The 13,415-nt window shown below is 49.4% G+C and carries 13 protein-coding genes; 1 reads left to right on the forward strand and 12 read right to left on the reverse strand.

The features are described 5' to 3' along the window. Positions 1-2: 2 nt before the first annotated feature. The 7 genes from hmpA to B1728_RS11310 form a co-directional block, all read right to left on the reverse strand. Positions 3-1,256, reverse strand: coding sequence for an NO-inducible flavohemoprotein (gene hmpA / locus B1728_RS11280; RefSeq protein WP_079910318.1), 1,254 nt, complete (start codon positions 1,254-1,256; stop codon positions 3-5). Positions 1,257-1,436: 180 nt separating this feature from the next. Beyond that, positions 1,437-2,750 (reverse strand): right-handed parallel beta-helix repeat-containing protein, encoded by a 1,314-nt coding sequence (locus tag B1728_RS11285; protein WP_179135977.1) that lies wholly within the window; start codon positions 2,748-2,750, stop codon positions 1,437-1,439. Positions 2,751-2,910: 160 nt separating this feature from the next. Next, on the reverse strand, positions 2,911-3,198 hold the full coding sequence (locus B1728_RS11290) for a stage VI sporulation protein F (protein WP_079910320.1): 288 nt from the start codon (positions 3,196-3,198) through the stop codon (positions 2,911-2,913). 119 nt (positions 3,199-3,317) lie between these two features. Then, positions 3,318-5,372, reverse strand: a complete 2,055-nt coding sequence (gene recG, locus B1728_RS11295) for an ATP-dependent DNA helicase RecG (protein ID WP_079910321.1) — start codon at positions 5,370-5,372, stop codon at positions 3,318-3,320. A gap of 1 nt (position 5,373) precedes the next feature. After that, on the reverse strand, positions 5,374-6,225 hold the full coding sequence (locus B1728_RS11300) for a DegV family protein (protein WP_079910322.1): 852 nt from the start codon (positions 6,223-6,225) through the stop codon (positions 5,374-5,376). 35 nt (positions 6,226-6,260) lie between these two features. Next, positions 6,261-7,979 carry a DAK2 domain-containing protein gene (locus tag B1728_RS11305; RefSeq protein WP_079910323.1) on the reverse strand — a complete coding sequence of 573 codons (1,719 nt, stop codon included), beginning with the start codon at positions 7,977-7,979 and terminating at the stop codon, positions 6,261-6,263. A gap of 89 nt (positions 7,980-8,068) precedes the next feature. After that, entirely contained in the window at positions 8,069-8,431 is a 363-nt protein-coding gene (locus B1728_RS11310) for an Asp23/Gls24 family envelope stress response protein (RefSeq protein WP_079910324.1), read from the reverse strand. Positions 8,432-8,664: 233 nt separating this feature from the next. Here B1728_RS11310 and rpmB point away from each other — a divergent pair, with 233 nt between their 5' ends. Further along, entirely contained in the window at positions 8,665-8,853 is a 189-nt protein-coding gene (gene rpmB / locus B1728_RS11315; protein WP_028550362.1) for a 50S ribosomal protein L28, read from the forward strand. Positions 8,854-8,972: 119 nt separating this feature from the next. On the opposite strand, the gene spoVM is transcribed toward rpmB, so the two are convergent. The 5 genes from spoVM to pknB all read right to left on the reverse strand — a co-directional run bounded on the left by spoVM (position 8,973) and on the right by pknB (position 13,412). After that, on the reverse strand, positions 8,973-9,053 hold the full coding sequence (gene spoVM / locus B1728_RS37205; protein ID WP_079910325.1) for a stage V sporulation protein SpoVM: 81 nt from the start codon (positions 9,051-9,053) through the stop codon (positions 8,973-8,975). A 266-nt stretch (positions 9,054-9,319) separates the two neighbouring features. Further along, positions 9,320-9,577 (reverse strand): hypothetical protein, encoded by a 258-nt coding sequence (locus tag B1728_RS11325; RefSeq protein ID WP_079910326.1) that lies wholly within the window; start codon positions 9,575-9,577, stop codon positions 9,320-9,322. Positions 9,578-9,583: 6 nt separating this feature from the next. After that, entirely contained in the window at positions 9,584-10,240 is a 657-nt protein-coding gene (gene rpe / locus B1728_RS11330; protein WP_079910327.1) for a ribulose-phosphate 3-epimerase, read from the reverse strand. A gap of 5 nt (positions 10,241-10,245) precedes the next feature. Then, positions 10,246-11,181, reverse strand: coding sequence for a ribosome small subunit-dependent GTPase A (rsgA, locus tag B1728_RS11335; protein ID WP_079910328.1), 936 nt, complete (start codon positions 11,179-11,181; stop codon positions 10,246-10,248). After that, a complete protein-coding gene (gene pknB, locus B1728_RS11340) occupies positions 11,181-13,412 on the reverse strand; it encodes a Stk1 family PASTA domain-containing Ser/Thr kinase (RefSeq protein WP_079910329.1) in 2,232 nt (743 codons plus the stop codon). The genes rsgA and pknB overlap by 1 nt, the downstream gene beginning before the upstream one ends. Between the last annotated feature and the right edge of the window lie 3 nt (positions 13,413-13,415).

Consider the following 13,415-nt stretch of genomic DNA (forward strand, 5'->3'; position numbering starts at 1 on the left):
TCCTATCCCCTTACGACGGCCTCTCCCGCTTCGTTTGTCTGTTCTGCCAAGCTGCCCGCCGGGCCAAAAAACTCAAAGTGAATGTCCGCGTCATCAACGCCCCAATCCTTCAGCGCTCGATATACAGCTTTCATGAAGGGAATTGGCCCGCAAAAATAAAAGCTGGCGTTCGGACCGGATACCCGCTGCTGCAGCCACTCCAAATCAAGATACCCCGCTTTATCAAAAGCCCCTTCCTTCCGGTCCAAATCGGTAGGAGAAGAATAGCAGACATAGGAACGGATATTCGGATGGCTCTTAGCTATATCGGCAACTTCTTCTTTCAAAGCGTGGAACCGGCCGCTGCGCGCGGCATGGATGAAAGTAACGGAACGCTCAGGCTCTTTGGCGGCCAGCGTTTTCAGCATGCTAACCAGTGGAGTCAGACCCACACCGCCGCTAATCAATACAGCCGGCTTTTCCTCTTTTCTCAAAATAAAGTCTCCGGCCGGTGCCGATACCTCCAGAACATCTCCAACAGTGACTTCCCGGTGCAAGTAATTCGATACAATGCCCTCCGGCTTTCCTTCCGCAGCCTCTTCCCTTTTAACGGAAATTCGATAATGCGGTTGTCCCGGCATATCCGACAAGCTGTATTGACGAATATGAGTATAGGATTGACCCGGAATCATAAGCTTCACGCTGATATATTGGCCCGGTTCGAAATCGGCAATTCCTTGTTGATCTTCCGGTACCAGATACAACGAAGTAATCGTATCGCTCTCCTTCACCTTCCGTTCCACAATAAACCGCCTAAATCCCTTCCAGCCCCCAACACGCTCTTCGGCTTGAAGGTACATTTCGTTCTCGGTTTGGATAAACACATTAGCTATAACCCCGTAGGCATCGGCCCAAGCGGCGATGATCTCATCCGTTGCCGCATCTCCCAGGACCTCCTTGATTGCCCGAAGCAGCGTTTCCCCGACAATCGGATAATGCTCTGCCTTCACACCAAGGCTTCGATGCTTGTGCGCTATTTGTTTGACTACCGGCAGGATCGTTCCCAGTTGATCAATATGGGCCGCAGCGGCATAAACCGCGTTAGCCAGAGCCGCCTGTTGACGGCCTTTCTTCTGATTGGCATGGTTAAACAGGTTCAACAGCTCGGGGTGGCCTGTGAACAACAGTTCGTAAAAACGCTTCGTTATGGCTGTTCCGTGTACTTCCAGAACGGGAACCGTGGATTTAATTGTTTGTATCGTTTGTTCACTCAGCATTAAGATCGCCCTCTCTTCATTTCGTTGTGTTCTTGTAATTAAGTATAGTAGAGAGCACAGGCTCGCCTTGTGATTGGAATCACATTGAAATGAACGGAATTGTGTCGATCATGCTGGATGAGACATCCCTACAAAGTTCCATCACATTGAAAAAACGCCCTCCGTGGAGAGCGTCTAGTGTTAGAAGCCTGCGGTCATCGTATTCGTGCCGCTATCTTTGAATGCCTCGGCATTGTCATAACCCGCATTGCCGAACACCGTGTTCGAGTCACAACGTGCAGAACCGACCAGTACTGCAGTAGTCGAGCTTTGCGAGATGGAGTTGTTCATAACGATATTCCGTTTAGCCGATAAGCTTGCGCCTTCTCCAACGACATCCACTACAATTCCGGTTTCCGTACGGCGAACCTCATTGTTTTTTACCGAGTTGCCATCACTATTCAGGATGGAGATACCTCTTACAGAGCCGTACACCGAATTGCCCGTTATCGTGTTTCCAAATGGTTTATCGTCACCTGCATTCTCAGGAGCATCCAGTTGAATGCCTGCGGAGGCCGCTTGAGAAATGACGTTATTCACAATGGTATTGTAGCTGCAAGCATCCTTTAGCCGAATTCCGTAGGTTGAGCTGTTTTTTTGGTCAATCAGCGCATAAGGAGCTACCATATTGGCCTCTATCAAATGATAGGAGCAAGCGCTGACTCTGGAAGATACCATAATGGCGGTATCTCCTGTAAATTCCATGATATTGCCTGTAACATGTGAATACGTGCTGCCTGCAGTCAGATGTATGCAGTATTTGTTTATGTTTTTGAAATGGTTGCCCTGAATGGTATGGTTCGCACCGCCTTCGATGACAATTCCGTACCCCTCATTCGATGCCTCTGTTCCAAATATTTTTATAAATGTGCAGTTCGTGATGCTGACATGTTGGGAACGAGCAGCCCGTATCCCGTTCGCTACGCCATTGAACACACAATTATCGATGCTGACATTAGCAGCCTCGACCATATAAATTCCGCGTTCAACAATTTCGCCTGTCGCTCCGCTTGGACCAATACCCTCAAATGTGATTCCTTCGATGGAATAGTTGTTGATGGATGAGCCGCTGTAAACCATGAACATATCGGCGTTCCCGGCCTTAATAGTCGTGGTCCCTGCTCCTGCCCCTATCAGGTTAACCTTGTTCCTGAGAAGCAGTCCGCGGCTTATGTAATACTTGCCTGCTGGCAGAAAGACCGTTCCCCCTTTGGCAGAGGCTGAGTCAATAGCGGATTGTATGTACGGTGCATCATCATCATATCCGTTGCCCAGCGCTCCGAAGTCCTTCACATTAAGCCATGATTTGTTCTCAGTCAGAGGTACGGTTGACGAGGCTGCACGAGCTTCAAAAGGCAATCCGGCGCCCGCGGCAAGTAGAGCTCCGGCAGCTCCCATGGAAGCAAGCAATTTTCTGCGTGTCATCGGTTTCTCTTTCGGTTCATTTGATGGCAATGATACTCCTCCCCCTATTTGGTTCTCTATGAAAATTATAGCTTTCATAGATTCGAATGGCAACCTTGCTTCCTTTTCTGGGAGCTTAAGTCATTCATAACAAAAAAAACAGACCCAACGGTCTGTTCATTAAGCTATTTACGCTGCGATTGACCGAGGTTTATCGGAACATTCCCCACAGCTTGAGTAAATGAAATGTATTGTTAGGATCTATTTTCTGGGAAATGACAAAATTGACCATATGCTCCTTCTGCATATCTGTCAATCTCTCGTTTAACACCTTTCCCAGCATGTCGACAAATCTTCTTACCTTCGTCCTGTCCTGCAAGTCCGTCTTCGTCACACCCTGCAAAATCATTTTGATACGCTCTTTCGTATCGGGATTTTTCATTTTTAATTTGACACGTTCAACAAAAACGGGATCGAAGCCATATTTTTGATAGCTCATGTCGCGAACTCCTCCCATCATAAGGATATGGTAGTCTTGTGTGCCAACCTCTTTGTAAGTCTATGACGGAAGGCTCGGACATGTGTCTAATAATATGGTTATGTAAGCAAGATTAGGTGTTAGTCCAATAAGTCACTATCGAAAATATGCTCCCTGCGCAAAAATTCATGAAGCATAGAATAACCGGCTGCCGTCCAAAAGTCGGGCTTGCGCACGATCTCGGCAGCATCGTCCCGGGCTTGCTCCATCGTTTCGAAATCTGTCACCATATCGGCGATTCGAAAATCAGGCAGACCGCTCTGCTTCGTTCCGAAGAAGTCCCCGGGGCCTCTCAGCTCAAGATCCCTTCGTGCGATTTCGAATCCGTCGTTCGTATCGGTCATCGCTTTCATTCGCTGCTTCCCTACTTCATTCTTCGGGTCGGCTATAAGAACGCAATAGGACTGATGCTCGCCCCTTCCCACCCGTCCGCGTAGCTGGTGCAGCTGGGACAATCCGAAGCGATGGGCGTCATAGACCACCATCAGGGTCGAATTCGGGACGTCTACCCCAACCTCGATCACCGTCGTAGAAACCAGCACTTGAACCCGATTTTCGCTGAACTCGCGCATGACTTCGTCTTTTTCGGCGGGAGACATTCTTCCGTGCAGCAGCCCGACTCGTAAATCCGGGAAAGCAAACTGGATTTGCGCATGGACGTCAATCGCGTTCTGTACATCCAGCTTCTCCGATTCCTCGATTAACGGACAGATTACGTAAGCCTGCCGGCCCGCAGCGACCTCTCGCCGGATAAACCCAAGCACCCGATCCAGCATATCGTGAGTTACCGCATACGTCTTGATCGGCTTTCTGCCTTTGGGCAGCTCACGCAAAGTCGATACATCCATATCACCAAACGCCGTTATTGCCAGAGTCCTTGGAATAGGTGTCGCGGTCATCGTAAGCACATCCGGATTCATTCCTTTGCGCCGGAGCACGCTTCTCTGGTTAACACCGAACCGGTGCTGTTCATCGGTAACGACCAGGCCAAGCTTGCGGAAAAAGACATCGTCCTGGATCAAAGCATGGGTACCGACAACAACATCGACCATACCGAGCTGAAGAGCTCCAAGAACTTCCCTGCGCTGCCGGGCCGTCAGGCTGCCTGTCAGCAAAGCGACCTGGATGCCGTAAGGCTCGAACAAGCGTTCCAGGGAACGCTTATGCTGTTCCGCTAATATTTCCGTCGGAACCATTAAAGCTCCCTGATATCCTGCTTTCACCACAGCAAATAAAGCGGCTGCGGCAACAACTGTTTTGCCGGCACCAACATCACCTTGAAGCAGGCGGTTCATACAGTAAGGCTGTTGAAGATCGTGTAAAATTTCTGCCAGCACGTTTTTTTGCGACTCGGTCAGGGTAAACGGCAGAGCCCGTACAAATGCGCGGACTGCGGGCAAATCTACAGGGTGGGCCACACCGTCTGCCCTGTCGTGATTGATCGCTCGGTATGCCTGCATTTTCAGCTGAAATAAAAACAGCTCCTCGTAAACCATCCGTTTGCGAGCCTTCTGCCCGTTCTCCATCGATTCGGGCAAATGAAGCAGCGCCACCGCCTGCTTACGCGGCATTAAACCATACTTATCCAGCAGCTCCTTAGGCAGCACCTCCGGGATTAACCCTCCGTACTGCGTCAAAGCCTGCTTCATCGTCTGCCTCATCCATTTTTGCGTTATGGAGCCTGTAACGGAATAAACAGGCTGCAGCGTACCGATCTTCGATGTCCCTTTTCCCGGAAATTCGGACTCCGATACGGTCAAATGCAGCCTTTTTGGATCCCATTTTCCGGTCAAAACAATGTCCGCTCCTGTTTGCAGCTGATCCTTCAAATAATGACGATTGAACCATACGGCAGTGACAAACAGCTTGTCTACCATAAGCTTGCAGGTTAGACGAGATTTGATTCGTCCATACATCTGTACCTGCGGAACCCCGACTATGGTTCCTTGAACCGTGATTTTATCACCGTCCTTAGCCTCAGTCAGATCGCGCAGCGTATAGTCTTCGTATCGAAAAGGATAATAATCAAGCAGCTCGCCAACAGAAGAAATGCCAAGGACAAGCAGCTCCTCCGGCTTCTTGCCCTTGACCCCGTACACCTCTTTAACCGGAACTTTGTACAAATCTATTGACATGCTATGCCGGTCTGACGAACGCAGCTATGGCTCCGGGACCGGCATGCGTTCCGATGACTGGCCCGATAACCGTATAGTTCAGGCTTTCAATCCTAAATTGCTCTTTGATCAACGCGCTCATCTCCTCAGCATAAGGAATATTATTGGCGTGAGCGATCGTGACATGAAGAGATTTATCGCCATAATCCGATTTGATCAGCTCCATAATCCGCGCCATCGCCTTTTTTTGTCCCCTCACTTTATCTACCGAGTAGACTTCACCTTCATCCGATATGGATAAGATCGGCTTAATGTTCAAGAGGGACCCAAACAAGGCAGCGGCTCTTCCGATCCGCCCGCCTTTCTGCAAATACTCGAGCGTATCTACTAAAAAGTAAATGTTCTGCTCCTTGCGGATCCGAGCGATCATGCTCACGATTTCTTCCTTGCTCTTCCCGTCTCTAGCCGCCTCGGCCGCGATCACAGCCAGCATCCCGATTCCATAAGAAGCCGTCAGGGAATCGACAATGGTGACATCGACCTCATCCTCCAGCATGGATTTTGCCAGCAGCGCCGACTGATACGTACCGCTCATATGAGAGGAAAGATGAATAGAAATAATCGGGCCGCCCGATTCGGCCGCCACACGCTTGTAGGTCTCTACAAACTCCACTGGGGATGGCTGTGAGGTCGTAGGCAGCGATGAATAGGCAGCCAGCTTTTCGAAAAAAGCCTCGGAGCCTATATCCACTGAATCTCTGTAGGTTTCCGTACCAAAATGAACCTTTAACGGAACCATTTCTATGTTCAACGCTTTGCGTAAATCCGCCGGAATATCGGCCGTGCTGTCCGTGACAACTCGAACCTGGCTCAATCAGTTCACCTCAAATACTCAATAATCGTAGTTGCTTACTCTGTGGAAATAATATAATAGTACAGCGGCTGACCGCCGTAATGAACTTCAACCTCCACATCGCTGTAATGCTCTTCCAAATATTTCACCAGATGCTCCGTCTGCTCTTCGTCGGCCTCTTCCCCGGTATAAACCGTTACAATTTCTGCTCCATTCTGCAGCAGACTATCCAGCAGCTTTTGGCAGGAGCTGAGCAAATCCGAATCAGACACGACAATATGGTTGTTCCGGATACCGATATAATCGCCTTGCTTAATATTCATTTCGTCTATCTGCGTATCCCGAACCGCATAAGTGACCAGCCCGGATTGAACCTGCTGGATCGCCTGCTGCATCAGATCCGTATTTTCCTCGGGAGCCATGCTGTCCTGATACGCAATAACAGCGGCAATCCCCTGAGGAATGGTCTTCGTCGGAATGACCACAGTCTGGATCCCTTCAACGAGCTCCACGGCTTGCTGTGCAGCCAAGATAATGTTGGAATTGTTCGGAAGAACGAAGACGGTCTGAGCGTTGACCTCTTGCACCGCTTTAACAATATCCTCGGTACTTGGATTCATGGTTTGCCCGCCCATGAGGACCCGATCTACGCCGAGGCTGGTAAAAATATCGGAAATCCCCTGTCCAGCGGATACAGCAACAAATCCATAGCGTTTAAGTTTCCTGCTGCTGTCGCTTTTCGGCTCGGGCGCCGCCTGAGCAATGTTGGAGTCCGCTTCTGTATGGATGATGTGGGAGTGCTGATCACGCATATTTTCAATCTTGATTCGGCTTAAATCCCCGTACTGCATGGCGTAATTCATCACATGGCCCGGATATTCGGCATGGATGTGTACCTTGACCAAGTTATCATCCGCTACTACAAGCAGGGAATCGCCGAACGCGGAGAGCCGCTCCCGGAACCTGGCTTCGTTAAAAGCATTCTCTGCAAGCTTACGGCTGTCCAATGTCACGATAAATTCCGTGCAATATCCGAACTCGATATCCTCGGTCGCCAGCTGAGCTTGGACCGGATGCATGGCTGAAGCTTCCGAAGAAGTCAAGCTTTTTGTAACCTCTGTTATGGCCTGAGCGGGTTGAACCGGGATTTCTGGAATCGTCACTCCTCCAGCCAACTGCTCAAGCGCTTGTACAAAACCCTCGTATATAAACATCAGCCCTTGCCCGCCGGCATCCACGACGCCTACCTGTTTTAGTACAGGCAGCATGTCCGGTGTACGGGATAGCGCCTCGTTCCCTTTTTTCCAAACCTCTTTCATCAGAGCCGATAAGTCCGTGGTGCGCTTAGCGGAAGCTATACCTTGTCTGGCAGCTTCCTTCGAGACCGTGAGGATCGTTCCCTCTACAGGCTTCACTACGGCTTTATAAGCCATATCCACGCCGTTTTGCAATGCGGCCGCGAAGCGTTCGGCATCGATAGTCTCCATATCGGACACAGCCTTGGAGAAACCTCTGAACAATTGGGATAAAATGACGCCGGAATTTCCCCTGGCTCCCATCAAGAGGCCCTTAGCTAATGCGTCCGCCGCTTTGCCTACATGCTTCGAAGGACGTCTGCGAAGCTCCTCCACACCTGAGGTTAAAGTTAAGTTCATATTGGTTCCCGTGTCTCCATCCGGAACAGGAAAAACATTGAGTGCGTTGACGTTGCTCTCATTTTCTCTTAGCTGCCGGGCACCACTCTCGACCATACGGATAAAGTCGTTCCCGTCCATTACATTTAAGCGCTTACTCAAAAAAACATTCCCCTCCCTGCGAAGTCGAACGGCGGTCTGCTTCGTACAGTACCGCAGCCCTCTTGGCATTACTGAGCCACGCGAACGCCCTGAACATAAATGTTCACCGACTCCACTTGAAGCCCCACAATTTCATTTAATACGTACTTTACCTTTGTCTGCACATTGTGGGCCACAACCGATATTTTAGTACCGTAGCTTACGACAATATATAGATCAATGGATAGCGCTCCCTCAGCGTCTTTGCGAACCTCGACACCTCTGCTTAAATTATCGCGGCGAAGCAGCTCCGCAATACCGTCTTTCAATTGATTGCGGGAAGCCATTCCTACAAGTCCATAACAATCCAGGGCAGCTGAACCCGCAAGTACAGCAATAACTTCTTCGGTAATATATACTTTGCCATATTCAGCAGCCAGTTCGATAGCCATTTTTACAGCTCCTTTGATATAGATTAGAATGGACTACAACTCATTTTACTATATCAAACGAAAGAAATAAATAAAATTTGAACAATCTCCCTTAAAAACATCGTCGCGGCGTTGACGGCTTTTATTCCATTGTGATATGATATTTGAGTGTGTTTTTTAACAGGTTTTTCTTACGGAGAATGCTTTTGAAGACAAGTAGTTCGTCATCGAGGCTGTTAAGGAGGTGTATTTCAATGTCCCGCAAATGTTTCATTACTGGCAAAGGACCAGGTACTGGTAACCACGTGTCCCACGCTAATAACAAATCAAAGCGCACTTGGGGTGTTAACGTTCAGAAAGTTCGCATTCTGGTGGACGGTAAACCGAAGCGCGTTTATGTAAGCACGAAAGCTTTGAAATCCGGAAAAGTTACTCGTGTCTAGTTCTTACCATCAGATAGACAAAAAGCACCTGGCCGCAGGTGCTTTTTTTAGTTTGATTGCCGCTGGCGCAAGCACCATTCCATTCCTCTTGGCTGCTTTAGTAACGCTCATGCCGCGGTTTAATTTTTACTGAATGTATTTAGTACAGCTTTAACAAATCCGCCTATAAGTTTCGGTAGCTTGATTGTGTAAAACTTCATTTCTACCCCTCCTCCGGTTTTCACTAGCAAAGCTTCTGCTTGAAATCAAGCGGTGTTCACAACTGCTTCGGTACAAGTCAGTCAACGGAACAAAGCCAAGTCATTATACTTCATTCTATTCCGCAGCTTTGCAAAACGTGCCTATCCCATTCCGATCCGCAAGAACAAAAAAAGGCTACAAAAGCCTAAACTTTTGTAACCATGTTATGCGATGATTCTCCGGAATATGACTGCTACCGGGACATCCGATTTATGTATTCTACCCATTAAGGCGCTGCGGGTACCTGGCCTGTCTTGACGGCTACATATAACGCATAGATGACAGCAAAGAGAAAATAGAAAACGATCGTGGACACAACGAAGGCGATTCTCATTCCACGCTCCTCGTGCCTTTTAAAAAATTGCACACCGGTGATTAACGCTCCAAGCGAGAAAATATATTTTAACAAATCGTTGATCTGAGAAAATAAGCAAAGCAGCAGCGCGCAAAGAATGCTGTAACCTAATACCGTTAAGAATCTCACCCGCTTTTACACCCCGCTTCGAATCTGGCGAATCGCCTCCGCACGGTCGCTGCGGTTAAATACGGCACTGCCTGCTACCAGAACATTTGCTCCCGCGTCTACCACCTGACGTGCGGTTTCTGCATTAATGCCCCCGTCCACTTCAATGTCCACATGTCCTAACCCTCTTGCATTCAGCATTTCACGAAGCTTGGCGATTTTCGGGAGCATTGCGGGAATGAACTGCTGTCCCCCGAAGCCGGGATTGACTGTCATAATGAGTACCAAATCCAAATGTTCATCCATGACATGCTCGATGGAGGACAGCGGTGTGGCAGGGTTTAGGACAACTCCCGCTTTCACCTGCTGCTCCTTAATAAAATGCAAGGTGCGGTGCAGGTGGCGGCACGCTTCCACATGCACGGAAATCAGATCTGCCCCCGCCTTGGCGAACGCCGGAATATAGGCATCCGGATTTTCTATCATCAAATGTACGTCCAACGGAAGTTTCGTCCGTGGTCGAATCGACTCTACTACAAGAGGTCCGATCGTAATATTGGGCACGAAATGACCGTCCATTACATCTACATGAATCCAATCTGCCCCCCCTTTTTCCACATCGGCGATTTCTTCGCCCAATTTGGAAAAATCAGCAGATAAAATAGATGGCGCAATGTTCAGCATGGGAATCAGTACCTCCTTTTTCTCTCTTTAATATCCGTTAAAAATTGCAGGTAATGCTCGTAGCGGGACTCGGAAATGTCCCCTTTCTCCTTTGCCTCCAACACTTTGCAGTCTGGCTCGTGAAGATGGAGACAGCCGCGGAATTTACACCCGGCTGCATACTCCCTGAATTCTCTAAAGCAGGAGCTCAGCTGCTCCGCTTCTTCGATTTGCAAAAAATCAAGCTGGCTAAAGCCGGGGGTATCTGCAACTAAGCCGCCGTTCGTTAAACGGATCAGCTCCACATGCCGAGTCGTATGCTTCCCCCTGCCCAGCTTCATGCTAATCTGATTGGTCTCCAATTGAAGGCCGGGAACCATCGCATTGAGCAGCGACGATTTCCCTACGCCCGATTGCCCGGCAAACACGCTGATCCGCCCTGCCAGCTGCTCCAAAACCGGCTCTATTCCGATACCACGCTTAGCACTTGTAACGACCGTCAGATAGCCGATCGATTCATATAACCTGACGATCTCCGTAATGCCCTGAGCCCCTTCTCCAAGGGCTTGAGACGCTGTCTCAGGGTCTTTGTCGTCCGCTACCAGGTCATGCTTCGTCAAGCATATGATCGTCTCCAAACCGGCACTCTCCGTGTGTACAAGAAATTTGTCCAGCAGCTGCAAATTCAGTGCAGGCTCCGTTACAGCGAATACGAGTACAACGAGTTCGACATTGGCGACAGGAGGCCGTACCAGCTCCGAGGTACGCGGCAAAATTTCGGTAACCGTCCCTTCGCCGTTTTCCGTCAGCTCATAAATCACTCTATCTCCGACCAAAGGGGAGACCCCGCGTTTTTTAAATATGCCGCGGGCCCTGCATTGAATAGAGGTCATTAGCTCGTCTTCTTCCGATAGTACGTAATAGTATCCGCTGAGCGCTTTTACGATTAATCCGGCTGGCATTAATTTTTGCCTCCTGTGTTGTTTGGATTACTAGGCTGCGCACCAGCAGGGGTAGCTGTGCCTGTGCCGCCATTGCCGGTGGTGCTTGCTCCCTGTGCCGCGCCACCATTACCTGCCCCGCCGGCTCCATTAGTCTTGGCAGAAGGCGTCGGCGAAGGTGTCGGGGTTGTCCCCGGACTTGGCGTAGGCGTCGGTGCAGGCGAATTACTTGGCGGAGTGCTTCCTTGCCCCCCGGATGGAATCGGGTTAAACGGTTTGCCGCTCTTCCAAGCAAGATAATCTTGATAAGTCACCGTAATTATTTCCGATATTTCGTTATCCTGTTTGATCTTTATCGTTGCATCTTTGTCCGGAGCCAAGACGAGATTGACATCGGCCGTGGTTGCCTTCGTCACATTCGTCAACGTCTTGTAGTCGAAGTTATCGTACGCTGCATCGCTCAACAATATTTTGATGGTCGATGCTTTGCCCTCCTTCGCAGGCTTGATCGGCACCGTTACCGTCATAGGCCCTGCTTCCTCCGGATAGCCCGAACTGATAATTAGCTTAATATCAGTGCCAGGCGGAACCTCATCTTTATACTTATAAGGGAACTGCGTAATGACTTTCCCTTTCGGCTGCTTATAGCTGGTTTCATAGGTAATCCCATCCGCCGCCAGCTTCAGATTGTTAACGGCAAGCTTCGATTTGGCTTCCGCTTCCGTCAAACCGACCAGATCAGGCATGGAGATGCTCTCTCGGCCTTTGCTTATAACCAGGCTCACAGTCCCTGTAACCGGATCGATCTCTTCATCCTGGCCAGGGGTTTGTTTAATAACCGTGCCCGGTTCCCTATCGATATACGCTTGCTCTGTCTTGATCCTGTCATCACTAATGCCTAGTGCCATAATAGCCGTTTTGGCGTCCGACAGCTTGGCCCCAACGACATTCGGCATCTTCTGTTTCTCGATTCCTTTGCTCACCGTGATCGTTAACTTGCTGTGCACCTTCAGCTTTTGGTTCTGAGGATTTTGCCGTATCACGATATCCTTGGCAACTTCCTTCGAGTTTTCTTGCACTACCACAGCCTCCAATTGGGCGGCAGCTATTTTAGCCTGCGCTTCCGCTACCGGTAAATTCACAACGTAAGGCACGTCCACATCCTGAACGGTGAATTTGGTCTTAACGGCTCCAACCGCATACCACATAGCGCCTAGCACAAGCAAAAGAACAACGATCCAAATCAACGGTTTTACCCAGGCTTTTTTCTTCTTGACGCTGTTCGCTGCCGGTTCTGCCGGCTTAACTTGCTCTTCCTCGTCATCATCCGTTTCGGCCAAGTATTGACCTGGACGAATAGCGGGAATAATCCGGGTTTTTTCCTCATCCAGCTCGTCCTCATCCTGGAAATTAATCTTGGCTTCGTTTCGCCGATGAGGCAAAAGGCAGCTATCCAGATCATCGAGCATTTGTTTGGCGGACCGATAACGTTCTGACGGATTTTTGCGCATCGCCTTTAATATGATGTTCTCCACACTTTGCGGAATAAGCGGATTGACCTTGCGGGGATCTTCTACTTCCTCCTGCAAATGCTTCAATGCTACGCTTATAGGGCTTTCTCCCAGAAAGGGGAGACGGCCGGTCAGCATCTGATACATCACGATACCGAGCGAATACAAATCGGATTGCTCCCCCGTAAAGGTGCCCTTGGCGTGCTCAGGAGAGAAATAATGGACAGAACCGACAACGGAACCGGTTTGAGTAATCGTGGAAGAGGTCACGGCGCGAGCAATACCGAAATCAGTTACTTTGACTCTGCCGTTTTTGCCTATCAAAATATTATGAGGCTTAATATCGCGATGAATGATTTGATTGTGATGGGCATGATCGAGAGCGTCGCATATTTGGCTGGCGATATGGACCGCTTCTTCCACTTGCAGGGGCGCTTTTTCTTTAATCAGCTCATTCAATGTTGTGCCTTCGATGTATTCCATCACAATATAGTGAATGTCTTCCTCTTGACCTACATCGTAGATGCTGACCACATTAGAGTGAGACAACGAAGCCGCCGCCTGTGCTTCCCTGCGGAAGCGCTGGATGAATTCCTCGTCGTGTACATACTGTTGGCGCAGTACTTTCACGGCGACGTGCCGATGTAATAAGATATCAAGTCCTTTATAAACTATAGCCATTCCGCCGCCGCCGACACGCTCGATAATTTCGTAACGGCCTCCCAGCTGCTTACCTATCATTCA

Origin of the sequence: Paenibacillus sp. 32352 (assembly GCF_002042965.1) — a bacterium.
In the GTDB taxonomy this organism is placed as follows: domain Bacteria; phylum Bacillota; class Bacilli; order Paenibacillales; family NBRC-103111; genus Paenibacillus_S; species Paenibacillus_S vulneris.

What these genes read in the sequence shown, in the direction of transcription:
- B1728_RS11305 (WP_079910323.1), bottom strand. Translation starts at nt 7,979, where the DNA reads ATGGACGGGAACGACTTTATCCGTATGGTCGAGAGTGGTGCCCGGCAG.
- spoVM (WP_079910325.1), bottom strand. Translation starts at nt 9,053, where the DNA reads ATGAAGTTTTACACAATCAAGCTACCGAAACTTATAGGCGGATTTGTT.
- B1728_RS11290 (WP_079910320.1), bottom strand. Translation starts at nt 3,198, where the DNA reads ATGAGCTATCAAAAATATGGCTTCGATCCCGTTTTTGTTGAACGTGTC.
- pknB (WP_079910329.1), bottom strand. Translation starts at nt 13,412, where the DNA reads ATGATAGGTAAGCAGCTGGGAGGCCGTTACGAAATTATCGAGCGTGTC.
- rpmB (WP_028550362.1), top strand. Translation starts at nt 8,665, where the DNA reads ATGTCCCGCAAATGTTTCATTACTGGCAAAGGACCAGGTACTGGTAAC.
- recG (WP_079910321.1), bottom strand. Translation starts at nt 5,372, where the DNA reads ATGTCAATAGATTTGTACAAAGTTCCGGTTAAAGAGGTGTACGGGGTC.
- hmpA (WP_079910318.1), bottom strand. Translation starts at nt 1,256, where the DNA reads ATGCTGAGTGAACAAACGATACAAACAATTAAATCCACGGTTCCCGTT.
- rsgA (WP_079910328.1), bottom strand. Translation starts at nt 11,181, where the DNA reads ATGCCAGCCGGATTAATCGTAAAAGCGCTCAGCGGATACTATTACGTA.
- rpe (WP_079910327.1), bottom strand. Translation starts at nt 10,240, where the DNA reads ATGCTGAACATTGCGCCATCTATTTTATCTGCTGATTTTTCCAAATTG.
- B1728_RS11310 (WP_079910324.1), bottom strand. Translation starts at nt 8,431, where the DNA reads ATGGCTATCGAACTGGCTGCTGAATATGGCAAAGTATATATTACCGAA.